The organism is Micromonospora sp. NBC_01405 (assembly GCF_045040155.1).
Taxonomy (GTDB): Bacteria; Actinomycetota; Actinomycetes; order Mycobacteriales; family Micromonosporaceae; genus Micromonospora.
In genome coordinates this window covers 2,343,320-2,362,674 of the sequence record NZ_CP109532.1, presented here as the reverse complement: position 1 = coordinate 2,362,674, position 19,355 = coordinate 2,343,320, and the positions used below count along the sequence as shown (strand labels likewise).

Genomic DNA, 19,355 nt, shown 5'->3' with positions numbered 1-19,355 from the left:
AAGTGGCCCCCGGAGGGGCCGTTTCCTTCCAAGATCTCCATGGGCCTCCCGTCAGCCGGGCCAGCCGGCGGCACGCAGGGCCGCCCGTAGCTGGGCGATGACCTCTTCGGGGCGGGCGCGGACGGCCCAGGACGGGAAGCGGAGCACCCTGTCCCCGTCGACCCAGAGCGCGTTCTGCCGGCCCATGTCGGCCCACGCCTGACGGGGATCGAGGTGCTGCCCACCATCGATCTCGACGTGCACCTGCCACTGTTCGAAGTAGGCGTCGAGGTAGCGGCGTCGGCCGGTCGAGTCGTATCGGACCAGCTGCCGGGTCGGCTCGGGCAGCCCCGCACGACGGACCAGGCCGAGGAAGCCGAGCTCGGCCAGGGAGTGCGCACCGCCGGCCGCATCGATGGCGGTGGCCAGGATCAGCCGTCGGCGGCGCACCCGCGGCAGCCGGTCGAGGACGCGGTGCACCTCATCGCCACCGATCAGACGCTGCTGGAAGCCGGCGGCGATCACCGCCCTGGCCTCCTCGTCGCTGCCGGCCCAACCCGCCGCGTCGACGATCGACCGGGCGGGCATCGTCCGGCGGGGTTGCCCGACGGCCAGCACGTCCTCGTCCGGCAGACAGGTCGTCCGGTGCGCCGACACGCTCTGGGGCAGCGGACCCCGCCGGCAGGTGGCCGGCAGCATCAGGTGGATGGGTCGACCGGGGAACCCGCGCAAACCACCCGCCTGGGCTGCGGTCAGCCCACCGAGCACGGCCGTCGGCCCGGCGGCGAGCACCGCGATCCAGCGAAACTGCTCGGCGCTCACCGGGCCGTTGTGGGCGACGAACACGGCCCGGTGCACCTGGCGCCAGCGATGGGTGTCGACCCGGTGCCGAATCGCCTTGCGGGACAGGTGCCGCAGCGCCTGATGGAGGCTGATCACCTCCTCCTGACGGAAGAGCAGCCAGGTCAACTCGTTGGCGTCGTCACCCGGCAGCGCCCGCCGCCACCCCGCCAACGCCCGCGCTTCACGGTTCCCCACCCAACCAACCCTGCCGAACCCCGCCCTCTCCCGCTGCCCCTGTGGACAACGTTGAGATCTTGGAAGAAAACGGCCCCCGGAAGGGCCGTTTTCTTCCAAGATCTCGGCGGGTCAGGCACCGAAGAGGGTGTCCAGGTGGGGGGTTCTGAAGATGCCCGCCGGGTCCAGGCGGGCGCGGACGGCCTGGAAGTCGGCGAACCTCGGGTACGCCGGGGCCAGCGACTCCGCGTCGCGCCAGTGCAGCTTGCCCCAGTGCGGCCGGCCGCCCAGGCCGGCGGCGACCTGCTCGAAGGCTCGGAAGTACGGCTCGTACGGCATCCCTACGTACTGGTGGACGGCGATGTACGCCGACTCGCGCCCGTACCCGTGCGACAGCCAGATGTCGTCCGGGGCGGTGAACCGGACCTCGACCGGGAAGAGCACCTTGAACGGGAGCCCGTCGACGATCCGGCGCAGCGCGTCCAGCGCCTCGGGCAGGGCGGCGCGCGGCAGGCCGTACTCCATCTCCACGAACCGGACTCGGCGCGGGGTGCAGAAGACCGCGTCGGAGCGGCCGGTGTAGGTGCGCTCGGTGAGCGCCCGGGCGGAGACCGCGCTGATCGTCGGCACCAGTGTGGGCACGGCCCGGCCGAGCCGGCACGCACCGGCGAAGATCGTGTTGGACAGGAAGTCGTCGTCCAGCCAGCCGCGCCAGCCGGGCAGTGGCCGGTCGTCGGCCGGCGTCCGGTCGTTGACCTTGACCTGCACCCGGTCGGTGTACGGGAACCAGTAGAACTCGACGTGGTCGTGGGCGGAGATGAGGGCCGGCAGGTCGGACAGCACCTCGGCGAGCGGGGCGGGCCGCTCGTGGGCGCGCAGGGTGAAGGCTTCCACGCAGCGCAGGGTCACCTCGGTCAGCACCCCGAGGGCGCCGAGGGAGACCCGGGCGGCGGCGAACACGTCCGGGTGCTGCTCGGCGGAGCAGTGCAGCACCTCGCCGGTGCCGGTGACCAGGGTGAGCGCCTCGACGAAGGTCGACAGGCAGCCGTACGCGGCCCCGGTGCCGTGGGTGCCGGTGGAGATCGCCCCGGCGATGGTCTGCGCGTCGATGTCGCCGAGGTTGGGCATGGCCAGCCCGTTGGCGGTGAGCAGGGCGTTGAGTCGGTGCAGCGGCATCCCGGCCGGTACGGTAACGAGGCGTCGGCCCCGGTCGATCCGTACCTCGGTATCCAGTTCCGTCAGCTCCATCCGGCGGCCGTCGGTGCGGGCGACGGGGGTGAAGGAGTGGCCGCTGCCGACCGCCCGGATCCGTTCGCCGGCCGCCCCGGCGGCCCGGACGGCCTCGGCGACGTCGGCGACCGTGTGAGGGCGGAGAATGGCGGTGGCGGTGCTGCGCTGGTTGCCGGCCCAGTTGGTCCAGGCGGCGGTGGTGAGCGGTGCGGTGCGGGCCATGCGCGCTCCTCGACGTGAATATGAACTGTCTTCATATCAGGAACGTTGTGCCTGGTAAATACCGCAATCGAGGTCCGCTCGTTGTACCGGTAGTCACGCACTCGTGACGTGCAGATATGTTCATCCGTCGAAGGGGGGTGGCCGAGTGTCCACACCAGCCGCCACGACCGGGCCGCTGCGCCGGGTACCGGTCCAGGGTCGAAGCGTGGCGCGGGTCCAGCGAATGTTGGACGCCTGTGCCGAACTCGTCGACGAGGTGGGGTACGAGGGGCTGACCACTACCCTGCTCGCCGAGCGCGCCGAGGTTGCGATCGGGTCGGTCTACCAGTTCTTCCCGGACAAGCGGGCCATCGTGCAGGCGCTGACGCTGCGCACGATGGAGTCCTACCTCCAGCGTCTCGACGAGCGGTTCGCCTCGGACGACCTGAGCCACTGGTGGGACGGCGTCGACGCGGGGATCGACGAATACATCACCATGCACCGCACCGTTCCCGGATTCCGCACCCTGCACTTCGGCGACGTGGTCGACCTGCACCTGCTCGACGAGCAGCGGGACAACAACGGCGTGATCGCCGACCAGTTGGCCCGGGTGCTCACCGAACGGTTCGGGATGACCGACGAGCCACGCCTGCGGTTCTGCCTGGAGATCGCCGTCGAGGCCTCGGACGCCCTGATCAAACTGGCGTTCCGGCGCAACCCCGAGGGCGACGAGCGGGTGCTCGCCGAGGCCAAGGCGCTCATCCGCGAGTACCTGCACCGGCACGTCATCGTCCCGGCCGACGCCGCCGCTCCCGCTCCCAGCGCCTCCTCCTGATCCCGGCCGCCGGGCCGCCTCCGACTAAGCGCATGACGGGGGACGTGGCGGCCCGGCCTCCTGGAGCCGCTCAGGTGGCTAAAGGAAGGCGTGGCCCTCCCCCCGGTAGGTGGGGACGCTGCCCACCACCCGGTCCCCCTCGACCAGGTGCACTTCGTTGACGTGCTCGCAGAGCTCACCGGCCTTGGCGTGTCGGAACCAGACCAGGTCGCCGAGCCGCAGGTCGTCCGCCGCCCGGCCGGCCAGCGGGGTCTGCACCTCGCCGGCCCCCTCCGCGCCGAGCAGCTTCAGCCCGGTCGGCAGCCAGGGGGCGGGCAGGCGGGTGTCCTCGGCCGGGCCGGAGGCGATCCAGCCGCCGCCGAGCACCGTGGCCAGCCCGGGCGCCGGGCGGCGGACCACCGCGCAGGCGAAGAACGCCGCCGGGGTGGGCCGCCAGGCGCGGTACGCGTCGAACAGCGTCGGCCCGTACAGGCCGGACCCCGCGGTGACCTCGGTGACCGCGGGGTCGGCGCTGGTCGCCGCCACGCTGCCGGTGCCGCCGCCGTTGACGAATTCCAGCTCGGCGTGTTCGCGTACCGCGGTCACCGCCGCGCCCCGGCGGGCCAGCAGTTCCCGGTACGACCCGCGCTGGGCCACCCGGATCGCGGCGGCCAGCGCCGCCCGCCCCGGCGGGGCGTCGCCCAGCCCGGCGATCTGAGCCTCGTACGACATCAGGCCGACCAGCCGGAAGCCGGGCCGGGCGGCGACGGCGGCGGCGAGCGCGCCGGCCGCCCGGGCGCTGTGCACCGGGGAGCGGCGTACCCCGACGTGCACCCGCCCGCGCAGTGGGCGCCAGGAGGCGTCGAGGTCGATGCAGACCCGCAGCGGGGGGCGATGTCCCGGCGGGCGGACCGCGTCGATGAGATCGAGCTGGTCGGTGCCGTCGACCATCAGGGTGACTGACCGGGCCAGTTCCTCGTCACCGGCCAGTTCGGCGAGCGCCCTCCGGTCGGCCGTGGGGTACGCCACCAGCGCGTCGTCGGTCACGCCGGTGCGGACCAGCCAGCTCGCCTCGGGCAGGGTGAACGCCATCACTCCCGCCCAGCCGGGCCGGCCCAGCACTCGGCCGAGCAGCTCACGGACGCGCACGGACTTGCTGGCGACCCGGATCGGCTTGCCGCCGGCGCGTGGGAGCAGCGCCGTGGCATTGGCATCGAACGCTGTCAGGTCGACCACCGCGTACGGCGGGTCGAGGTGGGCGGTCGCCTGGTTCAGGCGCTCGCGAAGTTTGTCGCTTTCGGTGGCCACGTGTGCACGCTAACTGTCAAACGGTCAATGCGAAATACCCTCGCGTATGCCTGGCTGCGGCCGGTGGCGCTGGCGGCCTAGGCTCGGCGAGCAGGCAATGTCGCGGACGGGATGGACCCCGGCCGGGACTAGAGTGTTGCACCGGGACTGCCCAGCGTTGGGCCGGCACGTGGAGGTACGGCCATCGAAAGCCAGAACAACGGCGAGTCGCCCGGCGTGTCGCCCTCCGGCGGTCAGCCCGACGGTGCCGACACCGACGAGACCGTGGGCCGGTCCGGCGGCGCGGCCACGGCCCAGGCCGCCGACCGGTCCGGGGCCGCCGCGATCCGCTCCGTGCTGCGCATCCGGCCGTTCCGCCGGCTCTGGATCGTGCTCGGTGCCGCCTCCTTCGGTGACTGGCTCGGTCTGCTCGCCACCTCCGTCTTCGCCGCCGCCCAGGTCTCGGGCAGCACGGCGCAGGGCGCCGCGTTCGGCACCCTGATCGCGATCCGGCTGCTGCCCGCGTTGCTCCTCGGCCCGGTGGCCGGCGTCCTCGCCGACCGGTTCGACCGGCGCTGGACGATGGTCATCTGCGACGTGCTGCGCTTCCTGCTCTTCGCCTCCATCCCGCTGTTCGCGCTCACCGGGGTCAGCGGCGGCCTGGTGGTCGGCTGGGCGGCGGTCGCCACCTTCCTGATCGAGACGATCACCCTGCTCTGGATCCCGGCCAAGGAGGCCGCGGTTCCCAACCTCATCCCGCGCGCCCGGCTGGAGGCGGCCAACCAGCTCACCCTGATCACCACGTACGGCCTCACCCCGATCGCCGCAGCGCTCGGCCTGGCCGTGCTCGACCGGAGCATCCGGGGCGTGACCGGCGGCGAGATTCCGTCCTGGTCCGAGCCGGCCCAGATCGCACTCTGGTTCAACGCGTTCTCCCGCCTGGCCACCGCGCTGGTGGTCGCATTCGGGATCAAGGAGATCAGCCAGACCCAGGCCAGCGAGGCGGAGCGCACCGAACAGGGCATGCGGCACCAGTTCACCGAGGGCTGGAAGTACATCGGGCAGACCCCGCTGGTGCGCGGCCTGGTGCTCGGCATCTTCGGGGCGTTCGCCGGCGGTGGGATCGTGATCGGCACGGCGAAGTTCTTCGCCGCCTCGCTCGGCGCCGGTGACGCCGCCTTCTACCTGCTCTTCGGCGCGATGTTCGTCGGCCTCGCCGTGGGCATCGGGCTCGGCCCGATGATCGTCCGGGACATGTCCCGGCGGCGCTGGTTCGGGATGAGCATCGTGCTGGCCAGCGCGTCCGTGCTGGTGCTCGCATTCGCCATCCACCTGTCCATGGCGGTGCTCGGCGCGATCCTGGTCGGCGTGGGCGCCGGGATGGCCTTCCTCGCCGGCACCACGCTGCTCGGTGGTGAGGTCGCCGACGAGGTGCGTGGCCGGGTCTTCGCGGTGGTGCAGATCGGTACCCGGCTGGTGCTGATCCTGGCCATCGCGCTGAGCAGCCTGCTGGTCGGCGTCGGCGGCTCCCGCAAGCTGACCATCGCCGACCTGGGCATCTCCATCTCGTCCACCCGGTTGCTGCTGCTCGCCGCGGGCGCCGCCGGCATCTTCGCCGGGATCAGCGCCTTCGGCCAGATGGACGACAAGAAGGGCGTGCCGGTCCTCGCCGACCTGTGGGGGTCGATCCGGGGTCGCCCGCTGATGCCGGCCGAGAAGTTCGTCTCCAGCGGGCTCTTCGTGGTCTTCGAGGGCGGCGAGGGCGCCGGCAAGTCGACCCAGCTCGCCACGCTCGCCGAGCGGCTGCGCGGGCAGGGCCGGGAGGTGGTGGTCACCCGGGAACCGGGCGCCACCGAAGTCGGCGAGCGGATCCGCTCGCTGCTGCTCGGCACCACCGTCGAGGTCCCGTCGCCGCGCGCCGAGGCGCTGCTATACGCCGCGGACCGGGCGCACCACGTCGCCACCGTGGTCCGGCCGGCGCTCGTCCGGGGCGCGGTGGTGATCAGCGACCGGTACGTCGACTCGTCGCTGGCGTACCAGGGGGCCGGGCGGACGCTGCCCGTCGACGAGGTCTCCTGGCTCTCCTCCTGGGCCACCGGTGGGCTCAAGCCCGACCTGGTGGTGCTGCTCGACGTCGAACCGCAGACCGGCCTGTCCCGGGTCGCGTCGCGCAACGCCGGGGTCGACCGGCTGGAGGCCGAGTCCGTCGCCTTCCACGAGCGGGTCCGGTACGCCTTCCTCGACCTTGCGGCGAGCGACCCGAAGCGGTACCTGGTGCTCGACGCGTCCCGCCCGGTCGGGGAGACCGCCGAGCTGGTGGCCCGGCGGGTGGGGGAGTTCCTCGTCGACCCGGCCGGCATCGTGCACCCCCGTCCCGCCCAGGGGCCGGACACCTCGGTGCAGCCGGAGTTATCCGACACGGAGCTGGTGACGATGGAGCGCCGAACCTGATGCCCGACGTCTTCGCCGACCTGGTCGGGCAGGACGACGTCGTCGACACGCTGCGCCGGGCCGCCGCGTCCGCCGCGGCCGTGCTGCGCGGGGCCGCAGCCGCCCACGCGGCGGCCACCGCCGGCCCGGTCGACCCCGACGACGCCGACGCCCTGGCCGCCGAGGCGGAGGCCGAGGCCACCGAGGGGGCGGGTGGGGCCGACCAGGAGTCGGGGATGACCCACGCGTGGATCCTCACCGGGCCGCCCGGCTCGGGGCGCTCGGTGGCCGCCCGCGCCTTCGCCGCCGCCCTCCAGTGCCGGAGCGGCACCGGCTGCGGCGAGTGCCAGGGCTGCCACACCACGCTCGCCGGCACCCACGCCGACGTCCGGCTGGTGGTGCCCGAGGGGCTCTCCATCGGCGTCGGCGAGATGCGCGCCCTGGTGCTCCGGGCGGCGAGCACCCCGTCCGGCGGCCGGTGGCAGGTGGTGATCGTCTCCGATGCCGACCGGCTCACCGAGGCGGCCGGCAACGCGCTGCTCAAGGCCGTCGAGGAGCCGCCGCCACGCACGGTCTTCCTGCTCTGCGCCCCGTCCACCCACCCGGACGACGTCTCGGTGACCATCCGGTCGCGCTGCCGGGTCCTGCCGTTGCGGCAGCCGGCACCCGAGGCGGTGGCCGAGGTGCTGGTCCGCCGGGACGGCGTCGCCCCGGACGTGGCGCGGTGGGCGGCGGCGGCCGCGCAGGGGCACGTGGGCCGGGCCCGGCGGCTCGCCGGCGACCCGGAGGCCCGCAGCCGGCGCGACGCGGTGCTCGCGGTGCCGCGCCGGCTGACCGGGGTGGGTGCCGCCTTCGACGCGGCGTCCGCGCTGATCGAGGCGGCCGAGGCCGAGGCGGAGGCTGCCGTGACGGAGAGCGACGCCGCCGAGCGGGCCGCGTTGCAGACGGCGCTCGGCGCGGGCGGCACCGGCCGGGGCGCGGCCGGCGCGATGCGCGGGGCCGCCGGTCAGCTCAAGGAGCTGGAGAAGCGGCAGAAGTCGCGAGCCACCCGGGCCCAGCGGGACGCCCTGGACCGGGCCCTGGTCGACCTGGCCGGCTTCTACCGCGACGCGCTGACCGCGGCGCTGCGCGCGCCGGTCGCCCCGGTGCACACCGACACCGCCGCCCTGGCCGAGGCCGGCGCGCAGCGGTGGGGCGCCGAGGGGTCGCTGCGCCGGCTGGAGGCCGTGGTGGAGTGCCGGGCCGCCATCGAGGCGAACGTCAAGCCGCGGATCGCGGTGGAGGCGATGATGCTGACCCTCTGGAAGGGCTGACCCCTCCCAACCCCTGCCCGGTCCACAGGTCATCGACAGGCGCGATTGGTGTGCGGTACGGTCCCGTATGCCGCGGTGACGGTGGCGGCACACTCAGTGAGTGCAGTGCCGGGAGGAGTCCGCGATGCCTCGGGGGGAGATCGACGAGGCCTGGATCGAGGAGGCGGTGCGGCGTTACCGCCGCATCGAGTCGTTGCAGGCCGAGTTCGACCAGGCGGTAGCGACCGTGGAGGTCACCGTGCGTTCCCCGGACGGGCTGGTCGAGGTGGTGGTCACCGCCGGCGGCCGGATCACCGACGTGCGGTTCCTCGGCCCGCTGCACAGCCGCCATCCCCGGGACGTCGCCGGCTCGGTGCGGGCCGCGGTGAGCGCCGCCGCCGACGCCGCCCAGTGGGCCCGGGAGAAGCTGCACAACGAGACGTTCGCCGCGTACCGACCGCTGGCGGGGGCCTGAGATGGACGAACTGCGCGCCCTCGCCGCCCGACTGGACGAGGCGAGCGCCACCCTCGACGTCCTGGCCCGCGCCGTGACCGCCGCCGACCCGCCGCACCCGGCGTTCGGCACGCACGTCCCGGGCCGGCCCGGCGAGATCGGCCGGGCGCTGCACCAGCGGTGGACCGAGGCGACCGGCGACCGGGCCCGGGAGGCGACCGTCGCCGCGAGCCGGCTGTCCGCCGCCGCGTCCGCCGTCCGGGGCGCCGCCGACCGGTACGCGGGTGTCGACGACACGGCCCGACGCCGGCTGCGCCGGGAGTTCTGATGGACGCCCTGGACCGCCTCGCTGAGCCGGGCCTCGACCTGCTCGGCCGGGTCGACACGCTGCTCGCGGGCGGGGCCCCCGATGGGCACCGGCTCTGGCCGCTGCTGCGGCGGATGCAGGTGCTCCCGGGTGAGGCGGTGCGGAGCTTCCTCGAACTGCATCCGGCGCCGCTGGCCGACGCCGGCCACGCGGTGCGCGCGCTCGTCCGGGGGTACGACGAGGTCTGTCACACCCTCACCGACCCCGTTGCCTGGTCCGGGCCGGCCGCGTCCGCGTACGACCAGGCGCGCTCCACCCTGCTGCGCCACCTCGACGAGGGCCCGGAGAGCCTGGTGGGTCGGCTGGAGGCGACGGCCGGGTACGCGGACGCCCTCGCCGACTGGGTGGAGGGCAGCCGGCTCGCGCTGGCCCGGGCCCTGGCCGACGTGCTCGGCTCCGCCGAGGCGGTCCGGGTCCGCGCCGCCGCCGCGCCGGGGGCCGAGGCCGGCGCCGTGGGGCCGCTCGCGGCGGCCGACGTCGCGTACCGGGTGCTCTCGGTGCTGGGGGTGGCCTACGACGGCGCGGAGACGCTGCTGCGCCAGTGGTCGCCGAGCCTGGCGGAGACGACCTGGCGCGGGCCGGCGGGCGGCCCGACCCGCTACGACACCGTCACCCGGGTCGGCCGCTGACCCGCCCGCGCTCGCTGCCGATGCTGGCGCGGCCACGGCGTCGCGCCAGCGGCACCGGTGCGACCCGGGCCTGCGGCGGCGACGCCGTGGCCTTCCCCTGCACCCCCCGCAGGTCTGCCCTCCACTCAACGCCCCCGGCCGGCGTTTGTCGTCCGGCGGGGCGCGGAATCAGCCGTCCGGGCAGGCGTATCGGGACGACGGGCCGACCGGGCCGGACGACTCGACGATCATGAATTGCTGCGTCGAGTGACCGGATGGCGACCGGCGGGGTGGGTGGTGGCGGTCAACCGTCGTAGGGTGAGGGCATGGGCATGCTCTGCGCGGTCAGCTTCAACCGGTACGGGCGGCTCTACTACCTCGACCCGGGCGAGTTCCGCCCGCAGGTCGGCGACCGGGTGCTGGTGCCCACCGACGACGGTCCCGAGGTTGGGGAGTGCGTCTGGGCCGCGCAGTGGGTCGGCGAGGACACCGACGCCTTCCCCAAGCTGGCCGGGCTCGCCGGGGACGACGACCTGCGCCGCGACGAGCTGCTGCGGCGGCGCAAGGCCGAGGCGAAGGTGGCCGCGAAGCGGCTGATCCGCGAGCACGGCCTGCCGATGAAGGTGGTTGCCGTCGACCACGTCCTCGGCGCCGACGGCGCCGGCGACCGCACCACGATCTACTTCACCGCCCCGCACCGGGTCGACTTCCGCTCCCTGGTCCGCGACCTCGGGGCGACCCTGCACTGCCGGGTCGAGCTGCGCCAGCTCTCCGCCCGGGACTCCGCCCGGGTGCAGGGCGGCATCGGCTCCTGCGGCCGGGACCTGTGCTGCGCCACCTTCCTCACCGACTTCGAGCCGGTCACCATCCGGATGGCCAAGGACCAGGACCTGCCGCTGAACCCGCTGCGGATCTCCGGCGCCTGCGGCCGGCTGATGTGCTGCCTGAAGTACGAGCATCCGCTGTACGCCCGTTTTGCCGAATCTGCTCCGACAATCGGCAGCCGAGTCACGACGCCCGAGGGTGATGGCCGAGTGGTAGGACACAGCGTCCCGAAGGACTCGGTCACCGTGCGCCTGGACGCCGACGGCTCCCGCTGCTCGTGCAGCCGGGCGTCGGTCTGTGCCCCCCGCCAGGCCCACGACCAGCACTACACCCCCTGACCCGGGTTAGGGGCGGAGGGTTATTGGGGGCTCGGCCAGGCGGGGAGCGAGGGGGGATTTGGGGGCCAGCCAGGAGGCGGTGGGGGAGGTGTCGGGGTTCAGTTTCCAGTCGCGGGCGACCCGGTCCACGGCGATCGGGTAGATGGTCAGCGTGCCGTCCGGGTCGATGCGCATCCGCAGGAACGCCTTGGAGTCCTCGATGCCCTGGCCGGCGAAGAGCTCGTTCAGGTTCACCCCGAACGCGCCCGCGACCAGCAGGTACGCCGCCACCAGCTCGGCGGCCAGGAACCCGATCACCGGACCGTAGACCACCGCGGCGGCGGCGGCCGGCAGCGGCCAGGACCAGTGGTAGAAGGGCAGCGCCAGCCACGCCCAGGTGCCGGCGGCGGCCAGCGCCACGTGGGCCAGCCCGTGCCCCACCCCGAGCAGCCAGTGCCGTACGTGCCGCTTCCCGCCCGCGCTGGGCGGCTTCGCGAAGACCGCCGCCCCGAGCATCGTCACCACCAACATCGCCACCAGCGGGACGCTGAACAGCCGCTGCTCGGTGCCGCCGGCCCGGTTCGCCGCCACCCCGGCCATGGCCAGCATGAGCAGCGTGTGCAGGGTGCCGAGCAGCGTGCTGAAGCCCGGGTTGCGCAGCGGCAGCCGGCCGAAGACCCCCCAGCCGTACCGCCGGGAGCGGGCCCGGTCGGGGTAGCGGGCCACCAGGTCGTACGCGCGGGTGCGGCTGGCCCGCCGGGCCAGGGTGTCGCGCGGCGGCACCTCGATCCGCTCGGGCAGGTGGTGGGTGGGGTACAGGTAGGCCCCGCCGCTGCCGCAGGTGATCAGTTGCCGGTCCGGGCCGGCGTACCGGGCGTAGTGGTGCAGGTCGCCGGAGACGAGCAGCCGCACCCGCGCCCCGGTCGGCGCGACGATGGTGCGGACGAAGTAGTCGATCGAGTCGTACGCCGTGGGGTGGTCGACGGCCTTGACCCAGGTCGGCGCCGGCACGGCGATGATCACCAGGCTCTGCGGTCCCAGCTTGCGGGCGACCGCGTCGAAGTAGGTGAGCTGCGGGTCGTCCAGGTACGAGCCGGACTGGTCGTCGAGGCCGAGCAGCCACCAGTCGGCGGGCAGTTCCACGGCGAAGTACGAGCGGGACTGCCCGGTTCCCCAGCCGCCGAAGTGCCGGTCCCGGGAACGGACGAACAGCCGCAGGAACGCGGTCAGCCCGTCGTACCAGTCGTGGTTGCCGGGCACCGCGAACAGGGTGGGGCGCTCGGGCGGCGTGCCGGGCAGCGCGGCCTGGTACGGCCCCTTGCAGCGGTCCTCGTAGGCGGCGTAGGACGCCGACGGGTAGACCTGGTCGCCGCCCATCACCAGGGTCCGCGCCCGGGGTAGCCGGTGCCCGTCGACCTCCAGCTCCGGCTGGGCGAGCAGGTACGCCACCGAGTATGTGGCGTTGAAGCCGTCGCCCAGGTCGGCCACGTAGTCCAGCCACAGCCCGCCGTCCGGCCCGACCTGGCGGAAGATCCCGTCGCCGAACGCGTTCTGCAGCTCCCGCTTGTCCAGGTACGCCCCGAACAGCATCGCCAGCAGCGTACGCAGGCCGGTGCTGATCAGCAGGAGCGGCGCGAGCCAGGGCACCGGCTTGCGCGGGGTGAAGCCCAGCTCCAGCGGGTCGATGCCGCGCGGCCGACGCGCCGCCCCGGCGTCGGCGCTCTCGTCGTCCGGGCGGTCGACGTCGTCCTGGCCGTCGACGGGGGTGCGATCGTCGGTCACCCGGGGCAGCGTAGTCCCGTCCGGGCCGCCGCGCTGTCGGGTGCGGGCATCCCCCGGCCGGCCCTCCGCACCCGCCGGTGCGGAGGGGATCCGACTGGGTCCACCGCCCGGATGTGCCGTACACTCGGTGATCGTTGCCGCCTTAGCTCAGTCGGCTAGAGCGACGCACTCGTAATGCGTAGGTCGACGGTTCGATTCCGTCAGGCGGCTCGGTAGGAGAAAGGCCCTGGTCAGTAACTCTGACCAGGGCCTTTCTGCTGTCCGCCGGGGGTGCCCGGGAGACGACAGCGTCTTCGACCTGCGGGTGTCCGGCCCTTGCTGCGACTGCGGCCCCGCCTCCCTCGAATCGGGGGAGACGGGGGTGTCACGGTCAGTTGGGCGAGTGCGGTTTGTACGGCAGGGCGGCGGGCTCGCGGGGCGGATGCACCAGGTCGTCCCCCGGCCAGAACGGGCCCCGCGCGACGTATTGGCGGACGGCAGCGGTCAACTGGGCAAGTTCGCGCCGCCGCTCGGCCGGGCCGACGATTTCCGAGGGTGCGTCGATGTAGTGGACCGTGTGCTTGGTGGCGGGTCCGTGACTGAGGAGGGTGGCGGCCAGGGGCGGCAGGCCGAGCGGCATCGCGTCACACTTTCGCTGCTGGCTGAGCCACACGATGTCGTCAACGACCGACGCCCAGTCGCCGACCAGGCTCCAGCCCGCGCCCCCGTCCAGCTCGTACGTCAGGGTCGACAGCGGCACCACGCAGCCTGGCTCGCGGTCGGGAAACTCGGTCAGGCATCGGTACATCAGCGCGCCGTCGGGTTGCGTGACGGCGGGGTGCAGCAGCGTCCGTGCGTGGACGATGGTCGCGTTGATCGGTACCGGATGCTCCGGTGCCTCGTACGGCTCGTGTACAGCGAGGAAGTGCACATCCAGTACAGCCACCGGTGGGGATCCTCACGGCAGGGGGAAGTGGACGAGGGGCCCGAGCCCCTCCGTCCTTATTGGACACCTTGAGGCTCGTTCATCGTGACAGCACGCGCCGGTCGGTCCGGACCCGTGGGTCGACCGCTGTCCGGTGGCGGTGCCGGCGACGCCGCACATCGCTCTTATGGTGCGGGCCGACCTGTTGAGCTGCCGGCCCCACGGGTTGCCTCCGCCCGGTGGACGTGACCCGCCCCCGCCATCAGGAAGTGACTTCTCGTGTTCGTTGTGGGGCTCCCGTGTCCCGGGGCCCGTCCGTGCGAAAGCCCCCTTCGACAACTATCACTATCCGAAGAGTGGACGTTTCCGCTGGTAGAGGCGTTGTTGCCTGATTACCCTGGGCTCATCAGCCCGACGATGTGCACCTTTGGCCGGGCGTGTCCCGCACCTCCGGATTCTTACTCGGAGTGATCGTTGTGCTCGGCCTTCCCCCACGGAAGGAGGGCCCCATGACCCGGGCCCCGACGAATCTCCTGAACGTTCGGACCCTGTTGCTGTCGTGCCTCAAGGACCTGAACCCGGCCGCCGTCGGCATCGTCGGCGACTCGGCCCACCGCGGGGGTTACCACTGCGGCTCCGACCGGGTCGTGACCAACGACTACTCGGTCGTGGAGTCCCCCCGGGACCAGTCGGGGCTGACCCTGGACGCCTCCGGCCTGGACGTCGGCTCCTTCACCGTACGGTCGGGCGGCCTCACCCACGACCTGCGCTCGTTCTCGGTCTGGTGCGTGCAGCAGTGCGCGGCCGGCGCGGCCGACACGCGGGACATCAGGGAGATCATCTACTCCGCGGACGGCAAGGTCGTCCGGCGGTGGGACCGGCTCGGCAAGCGCACCACCGGCGACAACTCCCACCTGTGGCACACCCACTTCAGCTTCTTCCGCGACTCCACCAAGGCGGGCCGGGACCAGACCCCGCTGTTCCGCCGCTACCTGACCGGCATCGGCATCCTGGAGGATCACATGGACCGCGCAGAGTTCCTCGGCCACCTCAAGGCCGCGCTGACCGACGAGGGCATCGCGACGCAGCTACGGGCGATCCCATGGCAGTACGTCGGCGGGGGCATCCCCAAGGACATGAGCACCCTCGGCGTCCTCAACGAGGTGCTGAGCACCACACGCAGCACAGCGGCCAAGGTCGGCGCCGACCTGGTCGACGAGCCGGCCATCATCGCCGGGGTGCTCGCCGGGCTGTCCCCGCAACGGCTCTCCGAGGCATTGAAGACAGCCGGGTTGACCCCGGAGGCCATCGCGGCGGCGGTGCCGCCGGACATCGCCCAGCAGGTCGTCGACGAGCTGACCGCCAGGCTGTCCACCTGACGGCGGGTGGACCTGTCGACTCTCGTCCCGCCCGACCGGGCACGCCGGGCGGGCAGGGACCGCGGGGCGATGGCGGGGAGTGGCCCCCCGAGCCACAGCGACCCGACGGTACGACCGCGCAGGTCGGCACCACCGACGACACGCGGCGCATCGCGGCCTGCGTGACGCGAGTGACCGATCAACAGAGGAGGCCCGCATGTCCACCCCCGCCCCCGTCCCCACCTCGACCGCCACCGAGCCGTTGTTCACCGTCGGCGGGATCATTGCCGCCGGTACGGCCGTGATCAGCCTGCTGGTCGCCTTCGGCCTGCCGCTGTCCGCGAATCAGCAGACCGCCGTCCTCGGCCTGGTCGCCGTACTCGCACCGCTGGTGGTGGCGGTGATCGCCCGGGGCCGGGTCTACTCGCCGGCCACCGTGGCCAGGCTGCTGGATAGCCGCCGGTAGTGCGCGTGGCGGCCCCTCGACGTGACCGGCCCGGGTCGCGGGGACCCGGGCCTTCGTCGTGCGGGAGCCGGTCAGAGCGGCCGGTGGACACCGTCGGGGTCGGCGCCGGTCGGGTACGGGGTGGTGGCCGGCACGGTCGCACCGACATCGGTGTCCCGGTCGGACCCGTCGACCCTGCCGCTGTCGCCCCGGGTGCCGGCGGCGTACTCGACGCCGGGCGTGCCGAGTCGGCGACCCTCGTCGATCGTTCCTCGCCAGCCGCCGGTCTCGACGCCCCGGCTCTCGATGTACGTCTTGAACCTCTCCAGGTCGGACTCGGCCTGGCGCTCGACGAGGTGCAGCCGTTCGCCGGTCTTCTCGACGAAGCCCTCCGGCTCGTACTCGAGGAACAGCCGGACCATCGTGCGATTCGTGTCGACCGGCTGGAAGTGGACGGCACCGGCGTTGGTGAACCCCTCGGTGGCGGCCCAGGCGACCTTGCGGTCCGGCACCTGCTCCAGCACCTTCGCGTCCCACTCGCGCTGGACGCCGGCGATCTCGGCGACCCAGTGCATGCGCCTGTCGTCGAGCTGGCGCACCTCCCTGACGCCGCCCATGAACATGGGGAACTCCTCGAACTGCGTCCACTGGTTGTACGCGGTGCGGATCGGGACGTTCACCTCGACGGACTTCTCGACCCTGGTGGTCATCGACACTCCTTCGGGTTGTGGTGTTCCGCGCTCTCGCGCGCTGGAAACGTGCTCACGTCCACCGAATCCGTACCCGAGGCCGGTCGTCTCAACCACGTCCGTCCGAGATGGCCGTCATATCCACCGTCGGCCGGCGGCGGAACGTGTCGGTCGGGCTGGCTAGCATCCCGCCCGTGACCATGCCTTCAGACAATCCCGTGAAGCTGCTGCCGAGCGCCGACGACGAGGCCCGGTTCTGGGCCCTGGTGGAGTCCGCGTGGGAGCCGTTGGGCCCCGAGGCCCGGGCGCTGCGCCGCGCCCTCGTCGAGCGCGACCCGGACGCAGGCGACGTCGACGTGTACGCCCTGGACGCCTCGTTCGCCCCGTTCCTGGACAACCTCCGTTCCCTCGGCGCCGAGTTGTCCAGCGAGGAGTTGACCGCCCTCGACCGGGTGATGGAGCGCAAGCTGCACGACGTCGACCGCGCGGACATCCACGCGGTTACCGACGGCTCCGACGACGGCTTCCTCTACTGCCGGGGCCACATCGTCGCCCTCGGGCAGGAGTTCTACGAGGCGGTGCGCGTCAACCCCGCCCTGGCCGTCCTGGACGGCAGTTGCGAGAGCATCTGCTACCTGTTCGCCCACCTGCACGACAAGCTGTTCGGCGAGTGGCCGCGCACCGGGTCGGGCATCTCCCGGGAGTCGTTCAGCAACCCGGAGGGCTGGCGCGGCTAGCTCAGAACGCGCGGTACATCACGTGCAGGCCCACCCGACCCAGGCCCGGGTGGGCGAACGCGCCCGGCACCGTGCCGACCACCTCGAAGCCGTGCCGCCGGTACAGCTCCACCGCCGTGCGGTTGGTCTCGACCACCGCGTTGAACTGCATCCCGGCGTACCCGCGCTCGTGGGCCCAGCCCAGCGCGTGCCGGCACAGCGCGGTGCCCACCCCGCGCCCCCGGGCGTCCGCCGCGACCATGAAGCTGGCCGTGGAGACGTGCGACCCGGGACCGGGTCGGTTGGTGCCCATCTTGGCCGTGCCGAGGACCCGGTCGCCCTCGACCGCCACGACGGTCAGGCCGGGCGGGCGCTCCACCCACATTTCGTACGCCTGCCCGGCGGTCATCGTCGGGTCGTACGGGAAGGTCTCCTCGGCCCGGACGACCGCGCCGACGATCTCCCACACCTGTGGCCAGTCGCCCTCGACGAACTCGCGGATCAGCACGGGCGGTGACGCTAGCAGCGTCGCAGGCCGGCGACGACCGGTTATCGCGCCGGCCGGTCACGCCGGGTGCCCGCCTCCTCCGGCTGGGCGGGCAGCTCCCGCATGCCGCGCACGGGGGAGAGGAGCACCCAGAACAGGCCGAGCAGCGCACCGGCGGTGGCGATCCACAGCGCCGGCCGGACGCCGATGGTGGCGCCCAGCGCCCCGCCGAGCAGCGCGCCGATCGGTCGGATCCCGTAGTTGACCGTGCGCCGGGCACCCATGGTGCGGGACAGCAGCGCGTCGGGGGTGAGCGCGGTCTGCATCGAGCTGGTGGTGATGTCGAGCATCATCACGCCGACGCCGGCGCCGAACTCGGCGGCGAAGAGCATGCCGAGCACCACCGGCGTCGGCCCGTCGGCCAACGGGACGAGCAGCAGCGGGGCGGGGAAGGCCACGAAGCTCGCCACCATCGTCGGCCCGATCCCGAACCGGCGGGTCAGCCGGCCGGTGACCGCGGCGCCGAAGAGCCCGCCCACCGCGCCCGCGCCCAGCACCGCCCCGAGCAGGCCGGGGGAGAGGCCGAGCTCCCGGACGGCGTAGAGCACGAAGAGCGCCGAGAACATGAAGTTGAAGAGGTTGAGGGTGGTGGTGCCGAGCAGGATGGACCGCATCGCCGGTGCCCGCGCCAGGAACCGCAGCCCGTCGGCGATGCCGAGCCCGCCGCCCCGGGCCGGCGCCGGCTCCGTCGGCCGGATCTGCCCCAGGAAGTACGCGGACACGAGGTACGACGCGGCGTCGGCGAGCAGCGCGATCGGGGCGGTGAGCACCTGCACCAGCACGCCGCCGACGCTCGGGCCGGCGACCAGGGACATCGCCCGGCTGCCCGAGATGAGGGTGTTCGCGGCCACATAGTCGGGCCGGCGTACCAGCGACACGAAGAGCGGCGCGCGGGCCACCTCGAAGAGCACGGCGAGGGTGCCCGTGGCGAAGGCGATCAGGTAGAGCTGCGGCAGGGCCAGCAGGTCGAACAGGTACAGCACCGGCACGACGGCCAGCAGCAGGGCGCGACCGAGATCGGCGAGGATCATCAGCCGGCGCTTGTGCGGCAACCGGTCGACCCAGGCCCCGGCGAGCAGCGAGAAGAGCAGGTTCGGGGCGAGGGCGGCGGCGGTCAGGTAACCCATCTCGGCCGGGCCGGCGCCGGCCCCGAGCACGGCCAGCAGGGGCAGGGCGAGGGTGGAGATCTCGTCGCCGAAGTACGAGACGGTCTGCGCCGACCAGTACCGCCGGAAGGTCGGCTCGCGCAGCAGCCGGGGCAGCCGCCCGCGCCGAACGGGAGGGGCCGGCGCGGCGGCGTCCGGGGGCGGTACGGCGTCTCGTGCGGCGGCTTCCGGCGGGGCGGCCTCCAGCGCGGCGGTCGGCTCACCGCTCATCGGGCACCGCCGCGCCGCCGTCGCCTTGGGCCGTGTCGCTGTCGCCTTGGGTCGCGCCGCCGTCGCTCGGGGCCGGGTCGCCGTCCGGCGGGGCCGACGCGTCGAGGAGCGCGAGCTGTACGAGCGCGACCCGGCGCGCGTCGGCCGGCCGCGAGGACGGGTCGGCGGTCCGGCCGTCGTACTCGGCGAGCAGGGCGTCCATCCGCTCGGTCAGCGCGGCCAGCTCGTCGGCGGTGACGTACAGCGACGTGTCGCTGAAGCCGGTGACCGCCCGCCACCGCGTGGGCTCGTCGGCCCGCCGGGCGAGGAACTCCTCGGCCTGCCGGGCGTACAGGGCGAGCTGGGTGGCGTTCAGCGTGTCCGTGGCCGCGCGCATCTGCGGGTCGTCGGAGGAGTCGTCCCAGGAGGTGACGAGCGCCGTGGCCCGCCAGGGGCGTTCCCGGGCGTCGCCGGCGGGGGCCCGCTCGGCGAGCCCGTACTTGGCGAGCTGGCGCAGGTGGAAGGAGCAGTTGGGAACGTTCTCGCCGAGCCGCTCGGCGGCCCGGGTGGCGGTCATCGGGCCCTCCCGCCGCAGCAGCCCGATGAGGGCCATCCGCAGCGGGTGGGCGTAGCCACGCAGGGCGACCGGGTCGGAGAGCTTCACCCGAGGCAACGTCATACGCTAAAGCTATCTTTAGAAAGATAGCTTTAGCAATGGTCCGCGCGTAGGCGGGCGGG

The 19,355-nt window shown here is 73.3% G+C and carries 18 protein-coding genes, 1 tRNA gene and 1 pseudogene; 11 read left to right on the top strand and 9 right to left on the bottom strand.

The annotated features are described in order from the left end of the window. Positions 1 to 51: 51 nt before the first annotated feature. Both OG559_RS09500 and OG559_RS09495 read right to left on the bottom strand, forming a co-directional pair. Entirely contained in the window at positions 52 to 1,017 is a 966-nt protein-coding gene (locus OG559_RS09500) for a DUF559 domain-containing protein (RefSeq protein ID WP_405114385.1), read from the bottom strand. 111 nt (positions 1,018 to 1,128) lie between these two features. Continuing rightward, a complete protein-coding gene (locus OG559_RS09495) occupies positions 1,129 to 2,448 on the bottom strand; it encodes a D-arabinono-1,4-lactone oxidase (RefSeq protein WP_405114383.1) in 1,320 nt (439 codons plus the stop codon). A gap of 223 nt (positions 2,449 to 2,671) precedes the next feature. Here OG559_RS09495 and OG559_RS09490 point away from each other — a divergent pair, with 223 nt between their 5' ends. Beyond that, complete coding sequence (locus tag OG559_RS09490; protein ID WP_405116524.1) at positions 2,672 to 3,262, top strand: TetR family transcriptional regulator; 591 nt, start codon at positions 2,672 to 2,674, stop codon at positions 3,260 to 3,262. Positions 3,263 to 3,340: 78 nt separating this feature from the next. On the opposite strand, the gene OG559_RS09485 is transcribed toward OG559_RS09490, so the two are convergent. Continuing rightward, positions 3,341 to 4,549, bottom strand: coding sequence for an amino acid deaminase/aldolase (locus OG559_RS09485; RefSeq protein ID WP_405114381.1), 1,209 nt, complete (start codon positions 4,547 to 4,549; stop codon positions 3,341 to 3,343). Positions 4,550 to 4,696: 147 nt separating this feature from the next. Between OG559_RS09485 and tmk the strand changes: the two genes are divergently transcribed. From tmk to OG559_RS09455, 6 genes are all read left to right on the top strand, one after another. Continuing rightward, positions 4,697 to 6,979 carry a dTMP kinase gene (gene tmk, locus OG559_RS09480; RefSeq protein ID WP_405116522.1) on the top strand — a complete coding sequence of 761 codons (2,283 nt, stop codon included), beginning with the start codon at positions 4,697 to 4,699 and terminating at the stop codon, positions 6,977 to 6,979. Further along, positions 6,979 to 8,271, top strand: coding sequence for a DNA polymerase III subunit delta' (locus OG559_RS09475; RefSeq protein WP_405114379.1), 1,293 nt, complete (start codon positions 6,979 to 6,981; stop codon positions 8,269 to 8,271). The genes tmk and OG559_RS09475 overlap by 1 nt, the downstream gene beginning before the upstream one ends. A 124-nt stretch (positions 8,272 to 8,395) precedes the next feature. Continuing rightward, positions 8,396 to 8,725, top strand: coding sequence for a YbaB/EbfC family nucleoid-associated protein (locus tag OG559_RS09470; protein WP_396671495.1), 330 nt, complete (start codon positions 8,396 to 8,398; stop codon positions 8,723 to 8,725). A gap of 1 nt (position 8,726) precedes the next feature. Further along, positions 8,727 to 9,032 carry a hypothetical protein gene (locus tag OG559_RS09465; protein WP_405114377.1) on the top strand — a complete coding sequence of 102 codons (306 nt, stop codon included), beginning with the start codon at positions 8,727 to 8,729 and terminating at the stop codon, positions 9,030 to 9,032. Then, a complete protein-coding gene (locus OG559_RS09460) occupies positions 9,032 to 9,700 on the top strand; it encodes a hypothetical protein (protein ID WP_405114375.1) in 669 nt (222 codons plus the stop codon). The genes OG559_RS09465 and OG559_RS09460 overlap by 1 nt, the downstream gene beginning before the upstream one ends. A gap of 305 nt (positions 9,701 to 10,005) precedes the next feature. Further along, positions 10,006 to 10,842, top strand: a complete 837-nt coding sequence (locus tag OG559_RS09455; RefSeq protein WP_405114373.1) for a stage 0 sporulation family protein — start codon at positions 10,006 to 10,008, stop codon at positions 10,840 to 10,842. A gap of 6 nt (positions 10,843 to 10,848) precedes the next feature. Here OG559_RS09455 and OG559_RS09450 read toward each other — a convergent pair whose 3' ends face one another. After that, on the bottom strand, positions 10,849 to 12,735 hold the full coding sequence (locus OG559_RS09450) for a metallophosphoesterase family protein (RefSeq protein ID WP_405116520.1): 1,887 nt from the start codon (positions 12,733 to 12,735) through the stop codon (positions 10,849 to 10,851). Between the two features lie 4 nt (positions 12,736 to 12,739). Here OG559_RS09450 and OG559_RS09445 point away from each other — a divergent pair. Beyond that, positions 12,740 to 12,813 (top strand) — tRNA-Thr (locus OG559_RS09445). A 160-nt stretch (positions 12,814 to 12,973) separates the two neighbouring features. Here OG559_RS09445 and OG559_RS09440 read toward each other — a convergent pair. Beyond that, entirely contained in the window at positions 12,974 to 13,528 is a 555-nt protein-coding gene (locus tag OG559_RS09440) for a hypothetical protein (RefSeq protein WP_405114371.1), read from the bottom strand. 488 nt (positions 13,529 to 14,016) lie between these two features. On the opposite strand from OG559_RS09440, the gene OG559_RS09435 reads away from it, so the two are divergent. Continuing rightward, complete coding sequence (locus OG559_RS09435; RefSeq protein ID WP_405114369.1) at positions 14,017 to 14,886, top strand: hypothetical protein; 870 nt, start codon at positions 14,017 to 14,019, stop codon at positions 14,884 to 14,886. Positions 14,887 to 15,082: 196 nt separating this feature from the next. Beyond that, on the top strand, positions 15,083 to 15,331 hold the full coding sequence (locus OG559_RS09430) for a hypothetical protein (protein WP_405114367.1): 249 nt from the start codon (positions 15,083 to 15,085) through the stop codon (positions 15,329 to 15,331). A gap of 239 nt (positions 15,332 to 15,570) precedes the next feature. Here the strand turns inward: OG559_RS09430 and OG559_RS09425 are convergent. Next, positions 15,571 to 16,020 (bottom strand): annotated as a pseudogene (locus OG559_RS09425) (SRPBCC family protein); the annotation flags it as partial. Between the two features lie 179 nt (positions 16,021 to 16,199). Between OG559_RS09425 and OG559_RS09420 the strand changes: the two are divergent. Further along, entirely contained in the window at positions 16,200 to 16,736 is a 537-nt protein-coding gene (locus OG559_RS09420) for a DUF4240 domain-containing protein (RefSeq protein WP_405116517.1), read from the top strand. Position 16,737: 1 nt separating this feature from the next. Here OG559_RS09420 and OG559_RS09415 read toward each other — a convergent pair whose 3' ends face one another. The 3 genes from OG559_RS09415 to OG559_RS09405 are packed head-to-tail and all read right to left on the bottom strand — an operon-like array spanning position 16,738 to position 19,296. Further along, complete coding sequence (locus OG559_RS09415) at positions 16,738 to 17,223, bottom strand: GNAT family N-acetyltransferase (RefSeq protein WP_405114365.1); 486 nt, start codon at positions 17,221 to 17,223, stop codon at positions 16,738 to 16,740. A 41-nt stretch (positions 17,224 to 17,264) separates the two neighbouring features. Continuing rightward, positions 17,265 to 18,638 (bottom strand): MFS transporter, encoded by a 1,374-nt coding sequence (locus OG559_RS09410; protein WP_405114363.1) that lies wholly within the window; start codon positions 18,636 to 18,638, stop codon positions 17,265 to 17,267. Then, complete coding sequence (locus OG559_RS09405) at positions 18,628 to 19,296, bottom strand: winged helix-turn-helix domain-containing protein (RefSeq protein WP_405114361.1); 669 nt, start codon at positions 19,294 to 19,296, stop codon at positions 18,628 to 18,630. Before OG559_RS09405 ends, OG559_RS09410 begins: the two co-directional genes overlap by 11 nt. Between the last annotated feature and the right edge of the window lie 59 nt (positions 19,297 to 19,355).

Coding starts and splice junctions, on each gene's coding strand:
- OG559_RS09495 (WP_405114383.1), bottom strand. CDS start 2,448: ATGGCCCGCACCGCACCGCTCACCACCGCCGCCTGGACCAACTGGGCC.
- OG559_RS09490 (WP_405116524.1), top strand. CDS start 2,672: ATGTTGGACGCCTGTGCCGAACTCGTCGACGAGGTGGGGTACGAGGGG.
- OG559_RS09475 (WP_405114379.1), top strand. CDS start 6,979: ATGCCCGACGTCTTCGCCGACCTGGTCGGGCAGGACGACGTCGTCGAC.
- OG559_RS09470 (WP_396671495.1), top strand. CDS start 8,396: ATGCCTCGGGGGGAGATCGACGAGGCCTGGATCGAGGAGGCGGTGCGG.
- OG559_RS09465 (WP_405114377.1), top strand. CDS start 8,727: ATGGACGAACTGCGCGCCCTCGCCGCCCGACTGGACGAGGCGAGCGCC.
- OG559_RS09460 (WP_405114375.1), top strand. CDS start 9,032: ATGGACGCCCTGGACCGCCTCGCTGAGCCGGGCCTCGACCTGCTCGGC.
- OG559_RS09455 (WP_405114373.1), top strand. CDS start 10,006: ATGGGCATGCTCTGCGCGGTCAGCTTCAACCGGTACGGGCGGCTCTAC.
- OG559_RS09435 (WP_405114369.1), top strand. CDS start 14,017: ATGACCCGGGCCCCGACGAATCTCCTGAACGTTCGGACCCTGTTGCTG.
- OG559_RS09430 (WP_405114367.1), top strand. CDS start 15,083: ATGTCCACCCCCGCCCCCGTCCCCACCTCGACCGCCACCGAGCCGTTG.
- OG559_RS09420 (WP_405116517.1), top strand. CDS start 16,200: ATGCCTTCAGACAATCCCGTGAAGCTGCTGCCGAGCGCCGACGACGAG.
- OG559_RS09410 (WP_405114363.1), bottom strand. CDS start 18,638: ATGAGCGGTGAGCCGACCGCCGCGCTGGAGGCCGCCCCGCCGGAAGCC.
- OG559_RS09405 (WP_405114361.1), bottom strand. CDS start 19,296: ATGACGTTGCCTCGGGTGAAGCTCTCCGACCCGGTCGCCCTGCGTGGC.